Annotated in this window: 15 protein-coding genes and 1 tRNA gene; 13 read left to right on the top strand and 3 right to left on the bottom strand. The window is 67.9% G+C overall.

Features of this window, described 5'->3' with window-relative positions; translation table 11 throughout:
• Position 1: 1 nt before the first annotated feature.
• The gene (locus E3O60_RS12880; RefSeq protein WP_088455014.1) at positions 2 to 1,204 is read right to left on the bottom strand and encodes a pyridoxal phosphate-dependent aminotransferase; all 1,203 of its coding nucleotides are present in this window, start codon (positions 1,202 to 1,204) and stop codon (positions 2 to 4) included.
• 151 nt (positions 1,205 to 1,355) lie between these two features.
• Between E3O60_RS12880 and E3O60_RS12875 the strand changes: the two genes are divergently transcribed.
• The 6 genes from E3O60_RS12875 to E3O60_RS12850 all read left to right on the top strand — a co-directional run bounded on the left by E3O60_RS12875 (position 1,356) and on the right by E3O60_RS12850 (position 4,985).
• Positions 1,356 to 1,428: transfer RNA gene (locus E3O60_RS12875), tRNA-Trp, on the top strand.
• Between the two features lie 42 nt (positions 1,429 to 1,470).
• Complete coding sequence (secE, locus tag E3O60_RS12870) at positions 1,471 to 1,743, top strand: preprotein translocase subunit SecE (RefSeq protein ID WP_088455015.1); 273 nt, start codon at positions 1,471 to 1,473, stop codon at positions 1,741 to 1,743.
• A gap of 120 nt (positions 1,744 to 1,863) precedes the next feature.
• Entirely contained in the window at positions 1,864 to 2,796 is a 933-nt protein-coding gene (gene nusG / locus E3O60_RS12865) for a transcription termination/antitermination protein NusG (protein WP_134498334.1), read from the top strand.
• A 107-nt stretch (positions 2,797 to 2,903) separates the two neighbouring features.
• Positions 2,904 to 3,335: a 50S ribosomal protein L11 gene (rplK, locus tag E3O60_RS12860; protein ID WP_066592266.1), complete on the top strand. Its 432-nt coding sequence runs from the start codon at positions 2,904 to 2,906 to the stop codon at positions 3,333 to 3,335.
• A 135-nt stretch (positions 3,336 to 3,470) separates the two neighbouring features.
• A complete protein-coding gene (rplA, locus tag E3O60_RS12855; RefSeq protein ID WP_088455017.1) occupies positions 3,471 to 4,160 on the top strand; it encodes a 50S ribosomal protein L1 in 690 nt (229 codons plus the stop codon).
• A gap of 180 nt (positions 4,161 to 4,340) precedes the next feature.
• Positions 4,341 to 4,985, top strand: coding sequence for a GntR family transcriptional regulator (locus E3O60_RS12850; RefSeq protein ID WP_133159693.1), 645 nt, complete (start codon positions 4,341 to 4,343; stop codon positions 4,983 to 4,985).
• A 47-nt stretch (positions 4,986 to 5,032) separates the two neighbouring features.
• Here E3O60_RS12850 and E3O60_RS12845 read toward each other — a convergent pair whose 3' ends face one another.
• The gene (locus E3O60_RS12845) at positions 5,033 to 6,697 is read right to left on the bottom strand and encodes an ATP-binding cassette domain-containing protein (RefSeq protein WP_134498331.1); all 1,665 of its coding nucleotides are present in this window, start codon (positions 6,695 to 6,697) and stop codon (positions 5,033 to 5,035) included.
• 222 nt (positions 6,698 to 6,919) lie between these two features.
• On the opposite strand from E3O60_RS12845, the gene E3O60_RS12840 reads away from it, so the two are divergent.
• From E3O60_RS12840 to E3O60_RS12825, 4 genes are all read left to right on the top strand, one after another.
• Complete coding sequence (locus E3O60_RS12840) at positions 6,920 to 8,611, top strand: circularly permuted type 2 ATP-grasp protein (protein ID WP_134408369.1); 1,692 nt, start codon at positions 6,920 to 6,922, stop codon at positions 8,609 to 8,611.
• On the top strand, positions 8,605 to 9,534 hold the full coding sequence (locus tag E3O60_RS12835; RefSeq protein WP_088455021.1) for an alpha-E domain-containing protein: 930 nt from the start codon (positions 8,605 to 8,607) through the stop codon (positions 9,532 to 9,534). The genes E3O60_RS12840 and E3O60_RS12835 overlap by 7 nt, the downstream gene beginning before the upstream one ends.
• On the top strand, positions 9,531 to 10,373 hold the full coding sequence (locus E3O60_RS12830; RefSeq protein WP_134498329.1) for a transglutaminase family protein: 843 nt from the start codon (positions 9,531 to 9,533) through the stop codon (positions 10,371 to 10,373). Before E3O60_RS12835 ends, E3O60_RS12830 begins: the two co-directional genes overlap by 4 nt.
• Positions 10,374 to 10,484: 111 nt before the next feature.
• Complete coding sequence (locus E3O60_RS12825; protein WP_088455023.1) at positions 10,485 to 10,946, top strand: MarR family winged helix-turn-helix transcriptional regulator; 462 nt, start codon at positions 10,485 to 10,487, stop codon at positions 10,944 to 10,946.
• A 110-nt stretch (positions 10,947 to 11,056) separates the two neighbouring features.
• Here the strand turns inward: E3O60_RS12825 and E3O60_RS12820 are convergent, their stop codons facing one another.
• Positions 11,057 to 12,583 carry a helix-turn-helix transcriptional regulator gene (locus E3O60_RS12820; protein WP_088455024.1) on the bottom strand — a complete coding sequence of 509 codons (1,527 nt, stop codon included), beginning with the start codon at positions 12,581 to 12,583 and terminating at the stop codon, positions 11,057 to 11,059.
• Between the two features lie 145 nt (positions 12,584 to 12,728).
• On the opposite strand from E3O60_RS12820, the gene aceA reads away from it, so the two are divergent.
• The 3 genes from aceA to E3O60_RS12805 all read left to right on the top strand — a co-directional run bounded on the left by aceA (position 12,729) and on the right by E3O60_RS12805 (position 16,580).
• A complete protein-coding gene (gene aceA, locus E3O60_RS12815; RefSeq protein ID WP_088457817.1) occupies positions 12,729 to 14,090 on the top strand; it encodes an isocitrate lyase in 1,362 nt (453 codons plus the stop codon).
• A gap of 46 nt (positions 14,091 to 14,136) precedes the next feature.
• The gene (gene aceB, locus E3O60_RS12810; protein ID WP_088455025.1) at positions 14,137 to 15,858 is read left to right on the top strand and encodes a malate synthase A; all 1,722 of its coding nucleotides are present in this window, start codon (positions 14,137 to 14,139) and stop codon (positions 15,856 to 15,858) included.
• Positions 15,859 to 15,941: 83 nt separating this feature from the next.
• Positions 15,942 to 16,580, top strand: a complete 639-nt coding sequence (locus E3O60_RS12805) for an N-acetyltransferase family protein (RefSeq protein WP_370448651.1) — start codon at positions 15,942 to 15,944, stop codon at positions 16,578 to 16,580.
• The last annotated feature ends 119 nt before the right edge of the window (positions 16,581 to 16,699 follow it).

The raw sequence follows: 16,699 nt of genomic DNA, 5'->3' as shown, positions 1-16,699 counted from the left end.
CCTAGGAGAACAGCTTCTGCAGGCGCTGGACACCCTCCAAGAGAGCGTCGTCACCGAGAGCGTAGGACAGCCGCAGGAAGCCGCTGGGGCCGAAGGCCTCACCGGGAACCGCGGCCACCTCGGCTTGATCCAGAATCAGGTCGGCCAGCTCGAGCGAGGAAGTGGGGGTGACCCCGCCCCAGCTGCGGCCGAGCAGTCCGGTCACGTCGGGGTAGACGTAGAACGCGCCCTGCGGGGTGGGCGTGCGGATGCCCGGGATCTTGTTGAGCTCGGCGACGATGAGCTTGCGCCGACGGTCGAACGCAACCCGCATGGCCTCTGCGTCGTCCTGCGGGCCGTTCAGCGCGGCGATACCGGCGCGCTGGGAGATGTTCGACACGTTCGAGGAGAGATGTGACTGGAGGTTGGCCGCGGCGGTGATCGCATCCTGGGGCCCGACCATCCAGCCCAACCGCCAGCCGGTCATGGCGTAAGTCTTGGCGACGCCGTTGACCAGGATGGTGCGGTCGGCCAGCGCCGGGACGACCTCGACGATCGAGACCGCTTTGACACCGTCATAGGTGAGGTTCTGGTAGATCTCATCACTGATGACCCAGAGCCCGTGCTCTTGGGCCCATTCGCCGATGGCGCGGGTCTGCTCCTCGGAGTAGACGGCGCCGGTGGGGTTGGACGGCGAGACGAACAGAAGCACCTTGGTGTTGTCGGTGCGGGCAGCCTCGAGCTGCTCCACGGTGACGAGGTAGCCCTGGTCGCTGCCGGCGAACACATCAACGGGAACGCCGCCGGCCAGGCGGATCGCCTCGGGGTAGGTGGTCCAGTACGGAGTGGGCAGAAGCACCTCGTCGCCCGGATCGAGCAGGGTGGCGAAGGCCTGGTATACGGCCTGCTTTCCACCGTTGGTCACGAGGACCCGGGACGGGGGCACCGCCAGGCCGCTGTCCCGCAGGGTCTTCGCGGCGATGGCCTCGCGCAGGTCCGGCAGACCGGCCGCCGGGGTGTACCGGTGGTTGCGGGGGTCGGACACGGCGGCCAGTGCGGCCTCGACGATGTGCGGCGGGGTGGGGAAATCGGGCTCGCCCGCAGCGAAGCTGATCACCGGCCGGCCGGCCGCCTGCAGCGCCTTGGCCTTGCCGTCGACCTTGAGGGTCGCGGACTCCGCGATGGAGCCGATTCTGGTGGAAATCCGTTTGATGTCGTGTGCCACGGTACGAGCATACGGGGCGGTCGTGTTCGAGGAACAGAGGGGCTGGCTTTACAGGGCTCTCGCCGTGACCTAGACTTGGTCCGGTAGTTGAAATCTGCCAAGCTTTTTTGCGCCTATTTTGGTCGTTTGAAGCTGGACGGTTTCGCTTCATAGGGTGGTGGCTCAATTGGTAGAGCAGCGGTCTCCAAAACCGCAGGTTGCAGGTTCGAGTCCTGTCCGCCCTGCAAGTCGGTGGTCTTTCCGCCGGCCCACGAAAGGTGTAACAGGTGGCCCGAAAAGTTATCGACGAACCCAGCGAGGAAATCGTCGCCAACGCCAAAGTGGCCCGCGAAACCAAGCGCGGACCATTCGCTCGGGTGTCCCTGTTTATCAAGCAGGTCCTGGCCGAACTTCGCAAGGTCGTCACCCCGACCCGCAAGGAACTGCTCAGCTACACCGGAGTGGTTCTGATTTTCGTCGTGATCATGATGGCGCTGGTATCGGCACTCGACTGGGTGTTCGCGCTCGTCGTCACGTACGTATTCGGCACTCCCAGTTGACCGGTGCCGCGAGAGCGGCATCCAGACTGATCATGCACGTGGATCGGTGAGCCAGCACCACAGCTGTGAACAACACTGTGCGGCCTCACGCCCACGCAATAGAAGAAGGATTGATATTTAGTGACTGAGACCAATCGCGACGACGTCGACTGGGCCACCGCCGCCGAGCAGTCCGCCAACGACGATGAGGCGCAGGAGGGCAACACCCTCGCCGCCGACGAAACGTCCGTCGAAGCCGCCGAGCAGGTCGCCCTGCACGTCGAAGACGAGAACGCCGACATCGAAGTCGATCTCGACGCCGCCCTGGACGCTCTCACCGAGTCGACCGACCCCGCAGCCGACGCCATCGTCGAGGACGCCCTCGACATCGACAACGCCGACGAGGCCGAGGCCGCCGTCGAAGCCGTCGAAGACGAAGAAGAGGTCGACGCCGAAGACGAAGACCCCTACGAGGCCTTCCGCAAGGAACTGCGTTTCCAGCCCGGCAAGTGGTTCGTCATCCACTCCTACGCCGGTTTCGAACGCCGCGTGAAGTCGAACATCGAGAACCGCAAGCAGTCGATGGCCATGGAAGATTACATCTACCAGGTCGAGGTCCCGATGGAAGACGTCGTCGAGATCAAGAACGGCCAGCGCAAGATGGTCACCCGTGTTCGCATCCCCGGCTACGTGCTGGTGCGCATGGATCTCAACGAAGACAGCTGGTCCGTCGTGCGTCACACCCCCGGCGTCACCGGCTTCGTGGGCAACGCGCACAACCCCACCCCGCTGCGTTTCGAAGAGGCCTTCGGCATGCTCAAGGGCCTCGTTGAGATCAAGGATGTTCCGGCCACCAAGTCCGGTGCTCCCGGCAAGGCCGCGCAGCGCGTTCTGCCCGCCGAGATCGACTACGAAATCGGCGAGACCATCACGATCAAGGAAGGCTCGTTCGCGGGCCTGCCCGGTTCGATCAGCGAGATCAAGCCCGAGAGCGGCAAGCTCATCGTGCTCGTATCGCTCTTCGAGCGTGAGACCCCGGTCGAGCTCAGCTTCGACCAGGTCACCAAGCTTTAGGCTCCGCCGGCCTCCAGCCAGCAGAGCCCTGAACCACCGGGGCCCATCCGGGCCACCGGGAGAGCGACCTTCGCGGCCGCTCGAACATCAATAACGAAGGAAGAACAATGGCACCGAAGAAGAAGGTTACTGGTCTGATCAAGCTTCAGATCAAGGCCGGCGCCGCCAACCCCGCACCGCCCATCGGGCCGGCGCTGGGACAGCACGGCGTCAACATCATGGAATTCTGCAAGGCATACAACGCCCAGACGGAATCCCAGCGCGGCAACGTCATCCCGGTTGAGATCACCGTTTACGACGACCGTTCGTTCACGTTCATCCTGAAGACCCCGCCTGCAGCGGAGCTCATCAAGAAGGCCGCCGGAGTTGCCAAGGGCAGCGGAACGCCGCACACCGTCAAGGTTGCCAAGCTCACCAAGGCGCAGGTTCGCGAAATCGCCGAGGCCAAGATGGTTGACCTCAACGCCAACGACCTCGACGCTGCGTCGAAGATCATCGCCGGAACCGCTCGCTCCATGGGCATCACGGTCGAGGGCTAATACCCCTTCGTTCGATTCGTCGAACACCAGCCGACGGGCATGATCGATCTCGATCTGCCGACAGGCACCAAGTGGAAGAGCCAGCCAGGCTCACGAAAACCACGCTCTCAGCACATGCATCTACAGGAGATTCAAATGGCACAGAAGTCAAAGGCCTACCGCGCTGCGGTCGAGAAGATCGAAGCCGATAAGTTCTACACCCCCACCGAAGCCGTCACCCTCGCCCGCGAGACCGGTTCCGTCAAGTTCAACTCCACCGTTGAGGTCGCGCTCAAGCTCGGCGTCGACCCCCGCAAGGCAGACCAGATGGTCCGCGGCACCGTGATTCTTCCTCACGGCACCGGCAAGACCGCCCGCGTCATCGTCTTCGCAACGGGCCCCGCGGCCGACGCAGCCATCGCTGCCGGCGCCGACGAGGTCGGTGGCGACGAGCTCATCGAGAAGGTGGCCGCCGGCTACACCTCGTTCGACTCTGCAGTCTCGACCCCCGAGCTCATGGGCAAGGTCGGTCGTCTCGGAAAGGTCCTGGGCCCGCGCGGCCTCATGCCCAACCCGAAGACCGGAACCGTGACGCCCGACGTGGCCAAGGCCGTGAACGACATCAAGGGTGGAAAGATCGCCTTCCGCGTCGACAAGCACTCCAACGTGCACTTCGTCGTGGGCAAGGCTTCCTTCTCCGCCGACCAGCTCAACGAGAACATCGGTGCCGCACTCGAGGAGATCGTTCGCCTCAAGCCGAGCTCTTCCAAGGGCCGCTACATCATGAAGGGCGCCGTGTCGACCACGTTCGGCCCCGGCATCCCGCTCGATGTGAACAGCATCTAAGGATTCCTTCGTGAAGGAAGGGCCCGTCGAAAGACGGGCCCTTTTTCGCGCCCTGATGACCTCGCTACCCCCAGTACGAGGCGACCGATCCTGATTTTCCGCCGTATCCCTCTTTTAGGGGCCGCGGTGTGTAAAGCTCGACGTGCGGCGGGGTGTGCCTCTGCCCAGGGGGAGGAATCCGTGGCGTCAACAGGCGGTGAAACGGTTTACCTGACCCTGCGCGCCCGCATCCTGTCAGGCCAGTTGAGCGCCAACACCATGCTGAGAGAACAGGCTCTGGCCGAGGAACTCGGAGTCAGCCGGACCCCGGTGCGAGAAGCTCTCCGCCGACTGGACGAGGCCGGGCTGGTGACCTTTGTGCCCAATCGTGGTGCCACGGTCGTGGCCTGGAGCGTCGAGGAGGTCCGCGAGACGTACATGGTGCGGGCCGGACTCGAGAGCCGCGCCGCCGGGCTGGCGGCCAGCCGCATCACGGCGGAGGAACTGGACAGGCTCGCCGCGCTGATCGACGCCATGGAACCCGTGTTGACAGCGGATGACGACGCCGGCCTCGCCGCGCTGAGCAGCCTCAACGCCGAATTCCACCACATCGTGGTTGCGGCCTCTCGCAGCCACCAACTGATGACCCTCACCTCGTCCGTCGCCAGGGTGCCGCTGATGGCGGCCGCCTTCCGCCGGCGCGGCGCCGAGTACCGCGCGCGCAGCAACCACCAGCACCGCGACATCCTCACCGCGCTTCGCACCGGAGACGCGATCTGGGCCGAGGTGGCGATGCGGGGGCATATCCTCGGAGCCCGCAACGCCGTCTCGGGCACCGAGGGCTGATCTGGTCGGCGCCGCCTGGCCGGCACCGTCCAGCCGGCACCGTCGGGTCAGCGGCCGATCGGCCGTGGCCCTGATGAGCGGTCGGCGAGAATCCGCTGACTGTGCGGGTGACGGGGGTCGATGAGCAACTCGAGGACCGAAGCGTGCTCGACGATGGTGTCGTCGCTCATGACCGCGACGCGGTCGCACCTGGCGATGATCTCAGCTCTGGGCGATGCCACGATGAGAGTGAAACCAAGTTGCTTTTGGAGCGCATGCAGAGAGTCGAGGAAGCTCTCCTCATCGGCCGTGTCGAGGCCCTCGGTCGGATTGTCGGCGATGAGAAGCTGTGGCTCGCGAACGAGGGCACCGGCGAGCAGCACCCGCTGGCTGATCAGCGCCGAGACCTGATGCGGGTACGCCCACAACACGGCCTCGACGTTGTCGACGCCGACGGCGGTGAGAAGCGCGGCGGCGGCGGAGCGGGCGCGGGATCGGGAGTGTCCCGCGCGTCCGGCCAGGATCCCGGCGAGTTGGTGGCCGATGCGGACGTCGGGGTCCAGACGATCCGCTGCCGGTGCCGGGAGAAACCCGATCTGCTGCCCGCGCAGGTGCCGGAACTCCCCTTCCGCGAGGCCGACGAGTTCGGTGCCGTCGAAGAGGATCGACCCGGACCGGATCGGACTGTCGAGCGGGAGCAGACCCGCGATGGCGTGGCACAGCGACGAGGTGGCGTCACTGCCGCCGCCGACGACCGCCAGCGCCTGACCGCGCGTCGCAGTGAGGCTGATGCCGTGCAGCGCGTCTCGAGGCTCCTGCGCCGAACCGTCGTGCAGGCAGAGGTTCCTGATATCGAGGAGGTCGGTCGAACGAAACGTCGTGGAAGGCAGGGCCGGTTCGACCTGACGGGAGTCCGCCAGAAGCGCGGCGGCGAGTCCGCCGGGCGTGGGCCGGGTCTGCCGCGGGGCCGCGGGGCCGAGTACGGCCGAAGCGACCGTGAGGCCGGTCATGATCACTCCGACTACGCACAATAGGCAGGCGCCGAGCACGAACGGGAGGCTCTCAGCGGGCAACAACGGCAGCATGGTCGCGAGGGACGGTGTGGTGAACACGGCCTGGACCGTCAGCGCGCTGGCGTAGAGCACCAGGAACTCGACGAGCAGGACGGCCAGGATGGTGGGCAGCGTACGACGGAACACCCGGCGGATGACCGGTGCGGTGGTGGGAAGGCCACGGCTGCGGGCGGTCTGCACGTGTCCCTCGATCGCGGCCACCCGAGTCGCAGCGCGCACCGACGCCGTGATGGCCGTGGCGGCCCCCAACACGATCACGGTGGCGGGCAGCAGCACGGAGCTCAGCGCGCTCGCGCCGGCACGAGCCGTCGGACCGTCCTCCAGCACCGGCATGAGTTCGGCCTGGACGGCGAACCAGAAGACCAGAACGAGCGCCAGCCAGGCCAGGCAGACACCGATACCGGCCCCCACCAGCGACCGCAGCCTCGGGTCGATCCAGCCGCTGCGACGGGCGGCCACCAGGCCCCCGCCCAGGCCCAGCAGGCCGGAGAGGATCGGTGCGGCCAGCGTGCCGGCGGTCGCGAGGGGGAGCCGGTCCGAGAGCGGATGCAGCAGCACGCCGTCGGCGCCACTGAGCCGCGCCGCCACCAGCACGCCGGCGCCGGCCAGGCAGGCCAGGATCAGCAACCCCAACCGTCTGGGCCCTGCAACTGTGCGCATGAGTGCTCGGATCTGCTTGGTGCGGCCACATCACCGCCTTGCGGAGTATTCGCATCGGACTTGAGCTAACTGTATGCAACAAAGACGTCTGTGGGCGCCATCTGTTCCCATGTCGCCCCGTTTGGTTGGTTGATCGATGCAACATGTATGCAACCTTTGTGGCGCACGGCGGCGTCACGGTCAGGAAACAAACCGGCAACACCGGACGGTTAGCATCCAGACATGGTTGACCTCTTCAGTGGCTATGGCGCTACCTCCGCACCGCCCCGTGAGCGAGGGCAGACGTCGGCCTGGGACGAAATGTTCCCTGACCCGTCGTCGCTCGCCCCCTCGGAGGCGCGGGCCGCCTACAAGGACGTGTACAGCGCTCTGGCCCGGATGACCCAGGAAGAGTTGCGGGGCCGTACGGACGCGCTGGCCAGCTCCTACCTGGCGCAGGGCGTGACCTTCGACTTCGCCGGCGAGGAACGTCCTTTCCCGCTCGACGCTGTGCCCCGGGTGATCGAGCAGCAGGAGTGGGTGACCGTCGAGGCCGGCATCAAACAGCGGGTCCTCGCACTGGAGGCCTTCCTCGCCGACATCTACGGCCCCCAGGCCGCCGTGCGCGACGGTGTCATCCCGGCCGGCCTGATCACCTCGTCCACACACTTCCACCGTCAGGCAGCCGGAATCGTCTCGGCGAACAACGTGCGCATCCAGGTGTCCGGGATTGACCTCATCCGCGACGAGATCGGGGCCTGGCGGGTGCTCGAAGATAACGTGCGGGTGCCCAGCGGGGTCAGCTACGTCATCTCCAACCGCCGCGTGATGGCCCAGACCCTGCCCGAGCTGTTCGTCTCGATGCGGGTGCGCCCGGTGGGCGACTACCCCAACAAGCTGCTGCAGGCCCTGCGCGCCTCGGCCCCGGCCGGCGTCGACGACCCGAACATCGTGGTGCTCACCCCCGGCGTCTTCAATTCGGCCTACTTCGAGCACACTCTGCTCGCCCGGCTGATGGGCGTGGAGCTGGTGGAGGGCCGCGACCTGTTCTGCTCGGGCGGCCGGGTGTGGATGCGCACCACGGCCGGACCCACCCGGGTCGACGTGATCTACCGCCGGGTCGACGACGAGTTCCTGGACCCGCTGCAGTTCCGCGCCGACTCGCAACTGGGATCACCGGGCATCCTGATGGCCGCGCGGCTGGGCAATGTGACCATCGCCAACGCCGTGGGCAACGGGGTCGCCGACGACAAGCTCGTCTACACCTACCTGCCCGAGCTGATCAAGTACTACCTCGGCGAAGACGCGATCATCCCCAACGTCGACACCTGGCGGCTCGAAGACCCCCTCGCGCTCGAGGAGGTACTCGACAGGCTCGATGAGCTGGTCGTCAAGCCCGTCGACGGCTCCGGCGGCAAGGGCCTCGTGGTCGGCCCCGCCGCGTCGAAGGCCGAGTTGGAGACCCTGCGGAAGCAGTTGCTCCTGGACCCGCGCGGCTGGATCGCCCAACCCGTGGTGCAGTTGTCCACCATCCCGACCCTCGTCGACGACGGCATGCGGCCCCGGCACGCGGACTTGCGGCCGTTCGCGGTGAACGACGGGACGGACGTCTGGGTGTTGCCTGGCGGCCTCACCCGGGTGGCTCTACCCGAGGGTGAGCTCGTCGTTAACTCCAGCCAGGGCGGCGGTTCCAAGGACACCTGGGTGATCGGTCTCGAGCCCGATTTCCACAGCATGGGGTCGGCCCGGAACATCCAGGGCCTCGTCAACGACCAGGCCGCGAATACCCAGTCGATCTCCATCATCCCGCCCAGGGTCGCCGACCACTCCCCGCAGGACGCCCCGCCGGGCGGCGACCAGGACCAGGAACAACAGCAACAGCAACAGCGCACAGCGACCGCGGTCACGACCGCAGACGGGACCCTCGAATGCTGAGCCGCATCGCCGAGAGCCTGTTCTGGATCGGCCGTTACATCGAACGCAGCGACGGCACCGCGCGCATCCTGGATGTGCACCTGCAGCTGCTGCTGGAAGACCCGTGGATCGAAGAGAACCTGGCCTGCCGGTCACTGCTGCACCTGATGGGCAGCCCGGTGCCCCCGGACCGTGACCTCACCCGCAAGGATGTGCTGGCGACCCTGGCGGCCGACCGCACCAATCCGGCGTCGATCGCGTATTCGCTCGGTGCCGCCAGAGAGAACGCCCGCCGGGCCAGGGAGATCGTCTCCACCGAGCTCTGGGAATGCCTGAACACCACCTACACGAAGATGCCGAAGAACATCGCGAGCGCCAAGACCCACGACTTCTTCGGCTGGGTGCGCGAACGCGCGGCCCTGGCCGTCGGCATCGTCGAGTCCAGCGCCAGCCGGGACGACGCCTGGCACTTCTTCACCCTGGGCCGCAGCCTCGAGCAGGCCGACATGACCGCGCGGCTGCTGGCCACCCGGTCACTGACCGAGAACAGCGGACCGTCCTGGACCACGATCCTGCGCTCCTGCGGGGCATACGAGTCGTATCTGCGCACCTATCGTGGCGTGCCGTCAGCGCGGAACGCCGCCGAGTTCCTGCTCCTGGACCGGCTCTTTCCCCGGTCGATCGTGTTCTCGATTTCCCGGGCCGAGCAGTGCCTGCAGGAACTCGAACCCCGCACAGACCGGCTGGGCGTCTCCGAATCGTCGCAGCGGGTGCTCGGCCAGATCCGCAGCCAGCTGGAATACCGACCGATCATGGAGATCCTGAACGACCTGCCGGGGCACATGGACATGGTGCTGGACGCCACCAGCACCGCGTCGGAGTCGATCGGGCACCGGTACTTCCCGACCAGCGCGGTGCCGACCTGGACCGGAGAAGCCTCGTGAAGCGCCTACGGATTCGCCACACCACCGGCTACAGGTATCAGGGCGAAGTAGCCACCTCCTACAACGAGGCCAGGATGCTGCCGGTCACCTCCCCCGACCAGTTCGTGCTGTATTCCAACCTGGACATCACTCCGGTCTCGAGCAACCACAACTACGTGGACTACTGGGGTACCAGGGTGTCGTCGTTCGAGGTGCTCACCCCGCACGCCGAACTCACCCTCACGGCCAACAGCCTCGTGGAGGTGTCGCCGCGGGAGCACGCGCTGCATCCGATGCCCTGGGCGGACCTGGCGGCGTTGGTGGCCCGCTCGACGGCTTCGGTCGAACAGTCCTGGCAGACCTCGCTCACCGAACCGCCGGCGGACGTGGTGGCCACAGCCGCCGAGATCGCCGGTCGGCTGGACCCGTGTGACGCTGCGCTGGCGATCTGCCGGTTCGTGGGGGAGAACATGGCCTACGTGCAGGGTGTCACCGGGGTCAAGACCAACGCCCGTGAGGCCTGGGCCGACAGGCGCGGCGTCTGTCAGGACATCACCCACGTGGCGCTGGGCGCGCTGCGGTCGGTGGGGATCCCGGCCCGCTACGTGTCCGGCTACCTTCACCCCAGGCCGGAGGCCCTGATCGGTGAGACCGTCACCGGCGAATCCCACGCCTGGGTGGAGTGGTTCTGCGGCGAGTGGCGCGGCTACGACCCCACCAACCTGATCGACATCGGTGACCGGCACGTGGGTGTGGGTCGCGGCCGCGACTACAACGACATCGCCCCCTTGCGCGGGGTGTACGCGGGGTCGAGCGGGTCGCAGCTGTTCGTGAAGGTGGAGATCACCCGGGAGTCGTAGCCGGGCGCTGGCGAAGACCGCCTCGCTGCATAGACTGGTAGTTGCAAGCGCGGTGTACTTGCGTCGTGTAGTCGGAGTCGGGTCGGGTCGAAAGAGCATGGAGAAGCACGAATGAGCATCGAAGACGACGCCGTCGAGGTTCGGGCGCAGGGTTGGCGCACCCTGGCCGCCCTGCATGGCCGCATCGAAGCCGTGCTGGAGCGGGCCCTGCAGGCCGGCTTCGACCTGTCGGTGGTCGAGTTCACCGTGCTGGACGCCCTCAGTCGCCAGCACGGCTGGCACATGCGGATGCAGCAGCTCGCCAGGGCCGCCGCCCTCTCGAGCAGCGCGACGACCCGCCTGGTGAACCGGCTGGAAGACCGGGCGCTGCTCACCCGCATCCTCTGCGCCGACGACCGCCGCGGCATCTACACCGAGCTCACCGAGGCCGGTGAGGCACTGCTGGCCCGCGCCCGACCGGTCTACGACGAGGCCCTGGCTGGCGCCCTTGCCGCCGCCGAAGAGGAACCTGAACTCGGCCCCCTGGTCGACGCCCTGCACCGCCTGCCCGACCTGGCCCGCGCCGCCGTCTGAATCCGCCCGCATCCGTGCGCATCCGCCCGCACGGACGCTCGCGACTTGCCGCACAATTCTCCATCCGGCGCTCCCCAGGCGCACATTGCGGCACGTCGGCACACTCTGTCTCAGGCGGGGGCGTGCGCCTCGAGGAACTGATACACCTCGGTGGGGTCGACGCCGGGGAAGGTGCCCGTCGGCAGGGCGGCTAGCAGGCTGGTGGGGGTGCGGGCGACCGGCCAGGCCTGGCCCTCCCAGCGGTCGGAGAGTTCGTCGGGCGCCCGGCGGCAGCAGGATTCGTCAGGGCAGCGCGACACGGCCCGGTTCGGGGTCTCCCTGCCGCGGAACCAGTTGACGTGGGCGAACGGCACGCCGACGCTGACGGAGTAGTCGCCCTCCTTGGCCTTCTCGATGCGGGAGGTGCACCAGAAGGTGCCGGCCGGGGTGTCGGTGTACTGGTACCAGGGGCTGAACCGGTCCGGCACGTCGAAGACCGTGCGCGCCGTCCAACTGCGGCACACCGTGCTGCCCTCCACGGCGCCGAGCGCGTCGCTGGGGAACTGCACGTCGTCGTTCTCGTACGCCTTGATGATGGTGCCGGACTCGTGCACCTTCATGAAGTGCACCGGGATGCCCAACCGCGCGGTGGCGAGGTTGGTGAACCGATGCGCGGCGGTCTCGTAGGACACCGAGAAGGCATCCCGCAGGTCTTCGAGCGAGATACGCCGGGCCGCCTTGGCGTCGTTCAGCAGTCGCAGGGTGTCGGTCTCCGGCAGCAGGATGGCGGCGGTCAAGTAATTGGTCTCCACCCGCTGTCGCAGAAAATCGGCGTAATTTCCCGGTTCGACGTGCCCGCAGAGGTGGCTGGCGAAGGCCTGCAGGATCGGTGAGCGGCTGTCACGGGACGCGGCCTGCTCAGTGGGCAGATAAATTCGGCCGTTGCGCTTGTCGGTGACGGACCGGGTGGAGTGCGGCAGGTCACCGACGTAGTGCAGCGAGAAGCCGAGGTGTGCGGCCATGTCGGCCACGACCTGATGCGAGACGGGGCCGCCGGAGTGCCCGACGGCCGTGAGGAGCTCGAGCGCTTGCGCCTCGAGTTCGGGGAAGTAATTGTCGCGGGCGCGCATCTCGGCGCGCAGTTGGGCGTTGGCCCGCCGCGCCTCTTCCGGGGTGGCCGCGCGTTCCCGGTGCAACCGTTCGATCTCGTTGTGCAGGGTGAGGATGGTCTGCAGGGTCTCGTCGGGCTGGCCGGGGCCGACCCGGAGCCGGGGCAGCCCGAGCGCCGTGAACACCGGCCCACGCTGGGCGCGTTCGACAGCGATCTCCAACGCCGCCCGGGGAGTGGGCGCATCCGTCCGCAGTAGTTCGTCGACGGTGGTGTTCAGGGCCGCGGCGATCAGGCGCAGCATCGACAGGCGCGGTTCCCGTTTGCCGTTTTCGATCATCGAGATCTGCGAGGGCGCCCGGTCCACCGCCGCGGCGAGTGTATCGAGGGTGAGGCCGAGTCGGTGCCTGCGGTCCCGGATGCGCCGGCCCAGGGTGAGCGCGTCGAGGCCGCCCTCGCCCGGCTCGGCGTCGCCCGGTGCGGGGGACCCGGCGGCTGACGGGCTCGGTGCTGGCGCTAGGGGCGGGAGAGCTGGATCGACGGTGACCATGTGCTCATGCTCACATGCGGTGATTGTTCACACAACCGGAAGAACAGGATTTCTTCTTCGGATTGGGCCCGGGGTGCGGTCGATGGCGCGCAGCAGAGTGGGTGCACGCACCAGTTCCGCAATGACGCTGACCGAGGAGAACACCATGACGAACCCCACCGCATCCGGCCCCACCGCATCCGGCAGCCCCGCCGCCCGCCCCGGCGACCAGACCCAGACGGCCGCGGAGCTTGCCCTGGAATGGGCGGCCGACCCGCGCTGGGAGGGTGTGCGCCGCGACTACACCGCCGACGACGTGATCGCCCTGCGCGGTGCCGTTCGTGAGGAACGCACCCTGGCCCGGCGCGGCGCCGAGAAGCTCTGGGAGCTCATCCACCAGAACGGCACCCCGGAGAACCCCGAGTGGGTCCACGCGCTCGGCGCCCTCACCGGCAACCAGGCCGTGCAGCAGGTGCGCGCCGGGCTCAAGGCCATCTACCTGTCCGGCTGGCAGGTCGCCGCCGACGCGAACCTGTCCGGCCAGACCTACCCCGACCAGTCGCTCTACCCGGCCAACTCGGTGCCGGCCGTGGTGCGGCGCATCAACAACGCGCTGCTGCGGGCCGGCCAGATCGAGGGCGCCGAGGCGGCCGCATCCGGTGCCGAGCCCGGCATCGACTGGATGGCGCCCATCGTTGCCGACGCCGAGGCCGGCTTCGGCGGACCGCTGAACGCCTACGAGCTGATGGCCTCCATGATCGAGGCCGGCGCGGCCGGTGTGCACTGGGAGGACCAGCTCGCCAGCGAGAAGAAGTGCGGCCACATGGGCGGCAAAGTGCTCGTGCCCACCGGCCAGCACATCCGCACCCTCAATGCGGCCCGGCTGGCGGCGGACGTCGCGGGCGTGCCCACCATCATCATCGCCCGTACCGACTCGCTCGCCGCCACCCTGATCACTAGCGACATCGACGAGCGTGACCAGGAATTCCTCACCGGAAGCCGCACCGCCGAGGGGTTCTACGACACCGCGAACGGACCCGACGTGGTGATCATGCGAGGCCTGGCCTACGCTCCGTACGCCGACCTGCTCTGGGTGGAGAGCAGCGAGCCCGACCTCGAGCTCGCCCAGCGCTTCGCGAAGGAGATCCACGCGCAGTTCCCCGGCAAGAAGCTCGCCTATAACTGCTCCCCGTCGTTCAACTGGAAATCCCACCTCAACGACGAGCAGATCGCCGCGTTCCAGCGGGAGCTCTCGGCCTGCGGGTACGCCTTCCAGTTCATCACGCTGGCAGGCTTCCACGCCCTCAACCACTCCATGTTCACCCTGGCCAAGGACTACTCCGAGCGTCAGATGAGCGCATACGTCGACCTGCAGGAGGCCGAGTTCGCCTCGGAGGCCGACGGCTACACCGCCACCCGCCACCAGCGGGAGGTGGGCACCGGCTACTTCGACCGGATCGCCACCGCGCTCAACCCCACCAGCGCCACCCTCGCGCTGGCCGGTTCCACCGAGGCCGAGCAGTTCTAGCCGGCCCGGCCCAGACATCCGCATCGCTTCGAAGGAGAAAACGATCATGACCACGACAACCCAGGCGACGGCCGAACGGCCGACACCGCCCACCACCGGGCGGGCCTTCGGTGAGACCAGCACCGGCAGCTTCGCCACCATCCATCCGCACCTCGAGGTGACCGGGTCCCTCGGTGAACGCTACGACGAGATCCTCACCCCGGCGGCCCTGGAGTTCCTCGCCGAGCTGCATGACCGCTTCGCCGGCACCCGGCACGACCTGCTGGCCGCCCGGCTGCAGACCCGGGTGGACGCCGCCAACGGGCGCGACCCGCGGTTCCTGCCCGAGACCGCGCACATCCGCGATGACCCGACCTGGCGGGTGGCCGGCGCGGGCCCCGGCCTGGAGAACCGCCGGGTGGAGATCACCGGGCCGACAGACCGCAAGATGGCCATCAACGCGCTCAACTCCGGCGCGGCCGTGTGGCTGGCCGACCAAGAGGACGCGACCAGCCCCACCTGGGTGAACGTGATCGAGGGCCAGCTCACCCTGCACGACGCCGTGCGCGGCACCTTGTCGTACGACGGCCCAGACGGCAAGGCGTATCGGGTCACCGGCGCCCCCTCCGACCGGCAGGATGGCGGCACCCCGGGGTCCACCCCGACCATCGTCATGCGCCCGCGCGGCTGGCACCTGGTGGAGAAGAATCTCACCTTCGTCGACCGGGCCAACCGGCGGATGCCGGCCTCCGGCAGCCTGGTGGACTTCGGCCTCTACGCCTTCCACAACGCGCACCGGCTGATCGAGAACGGCAGCGGTCCCTACTTCTACCTGCCCAAGCTCGAGAGCCACCTCGAGGCGCGGCTGTGGAATGACATCTTCAGCCACAGCGAGGACCACCTGAACCTCGGACACGGCACCATCCGCGCCACGGTGCTGATCGAGACCATCCAGGCCGCCTTCGAAATGGAGGAGATCCTCTACGAGCTGCGCGACCACTGCGCGGGCCTGAACGCCGGGCGCTGGGACTACATCTTCAGCATCATCAAGACCTTCCGCGCCAGGGGCCGCCGGTTCGTGCTGCCCGACCGCAAGGAAATCACCATGACGGTGCCGTTCATGCGGTCGTACACCGAACTGCTGGTGGCCACCTGCCACCGCCGCGGCGCGTACGCCATCGGCGGGATGAGCGCCTTCATCCCGAACCGGCGGGACCCCGCCGTGACCGAACGAGCCCTGGAACAGGTGGCCGCGGACAAGCGCCGCGAGGCCGGTGACGGCTTCGACGGCACCTGGGTGGCGCATCCCGACCTCATTCCCACCGCGAGGGCCGAGTTCGATGCCGTGCTCGGCGACCGGACCAACCAGCTGGAGCGCACCCGCGATGAGGTCCAGGTCACCGCGGCCGACCTTCTGGATGTGGCGTCGGCCGGCGGTCAGATCACCGAGGCCGGGGTGCGCGGCAATGTGCGCATCGCCCTGCGCTACATCGAGTCCTGGCTGCGCGGCGTCGGCGCCGCGGCGATCGACAACCTGATGGAGGATGCCGCCACCGCGGAGATCTCCCGCTCGCAGATCTGGCAGTGGATCCACGACAACTCGGCCCTCGCCGACGGTCGCCGGATCGACGCGGACTGGGTGGCCGGGCTGGTCGCCGAGGAGATGGCGGCGTTGCCCCGTACGACAGGGGACAGGTTCGATGACGCCCTCGAGGTGCTCAGGGCCTCGGCGCTCGAACCCGAGTTCCCGACCTTCCTCACCGTCGCCGCCTACGCCCGCTACCTGTAGGCGACAGGCGTCAGCGAACGGCCCCGCCGGTACCCCCGGCCGGGCCGTTTGCGCGTCCGGAGTCGGACTGAGAAGCTGGGACGGTGACCGAGACCACACCGACAGACCCTGCTTCGACAGGCCCCGCACCGACAGGCCCCGCACCGACCGCCCCTGCACCGACCCGGCCCGCCGCCGAGGTGCGGATTCGCCCGGCTCGTCCCGACGAAGCCGCGGCGCTCGCCGAGCTGGCCGAGGCCACCTTCGCCCTGGCCTGCCCGCCGCACACCAGCGCCGACGCCATCGCCGCGTTCCTTACGCGTGTGCTCGCCCCGGCGAACTTCGAGGCCTTCCTCGCCGACCCGGACCGGCTCCTGCTCGTGGCCGAAACCGGCGCGGGCACCCTCACCGGCTACACGATGCTCGTCTTCGGTGAACCGCACGACGCGGATGCCGCCGGCGCGATCCGGATCCGCCCCACCGCCGAGCTGAGCAAATGCTACGTGCGCGCCGAGGCGCACGGCAGCGGCACGGCCGCCGCCCTGATGGCGGCCACTCTCGATGCCGCCCGGGAGCGTGGGGCCGCCGGCTCCTGGCTCGGCGTGAACCAGGAGAACGTGCGCGCCCTGCGCTTCTACGGCAAGCACGGCTTCGAACAGGTGGGTATCAAACGGTTCCTGGTGGGCGAGCGCTACGAAGACGACTACGTGCTGGAGCGCGCCCTCCAGAGCCGCGAACCGTGAGAAAAGCCCCGGAAACCTCGGGCAAAGTCATACGGTCATAGCAACGCTCTGATTCAAGGAGTGTTGGATGGTCAAGCTTTTTCCGGCGGGAACGCGGACGAGGTTCGTGGATTTGGTCT

This window comes from Cryobacterium sp. TMB1-7, from assembly GCF_004402435.1.
In the GTDB taxonomy this organism is placed as follows: Bacteria; Actinomycetota; Actinomycetes; order Actinomycetales; family Microbacteriaceae; genus Cryobacterium; species Cryobacterium zongtaii.
This window is presented reverse-complemented; position numbering and strand designations above follow the sequence as displayed.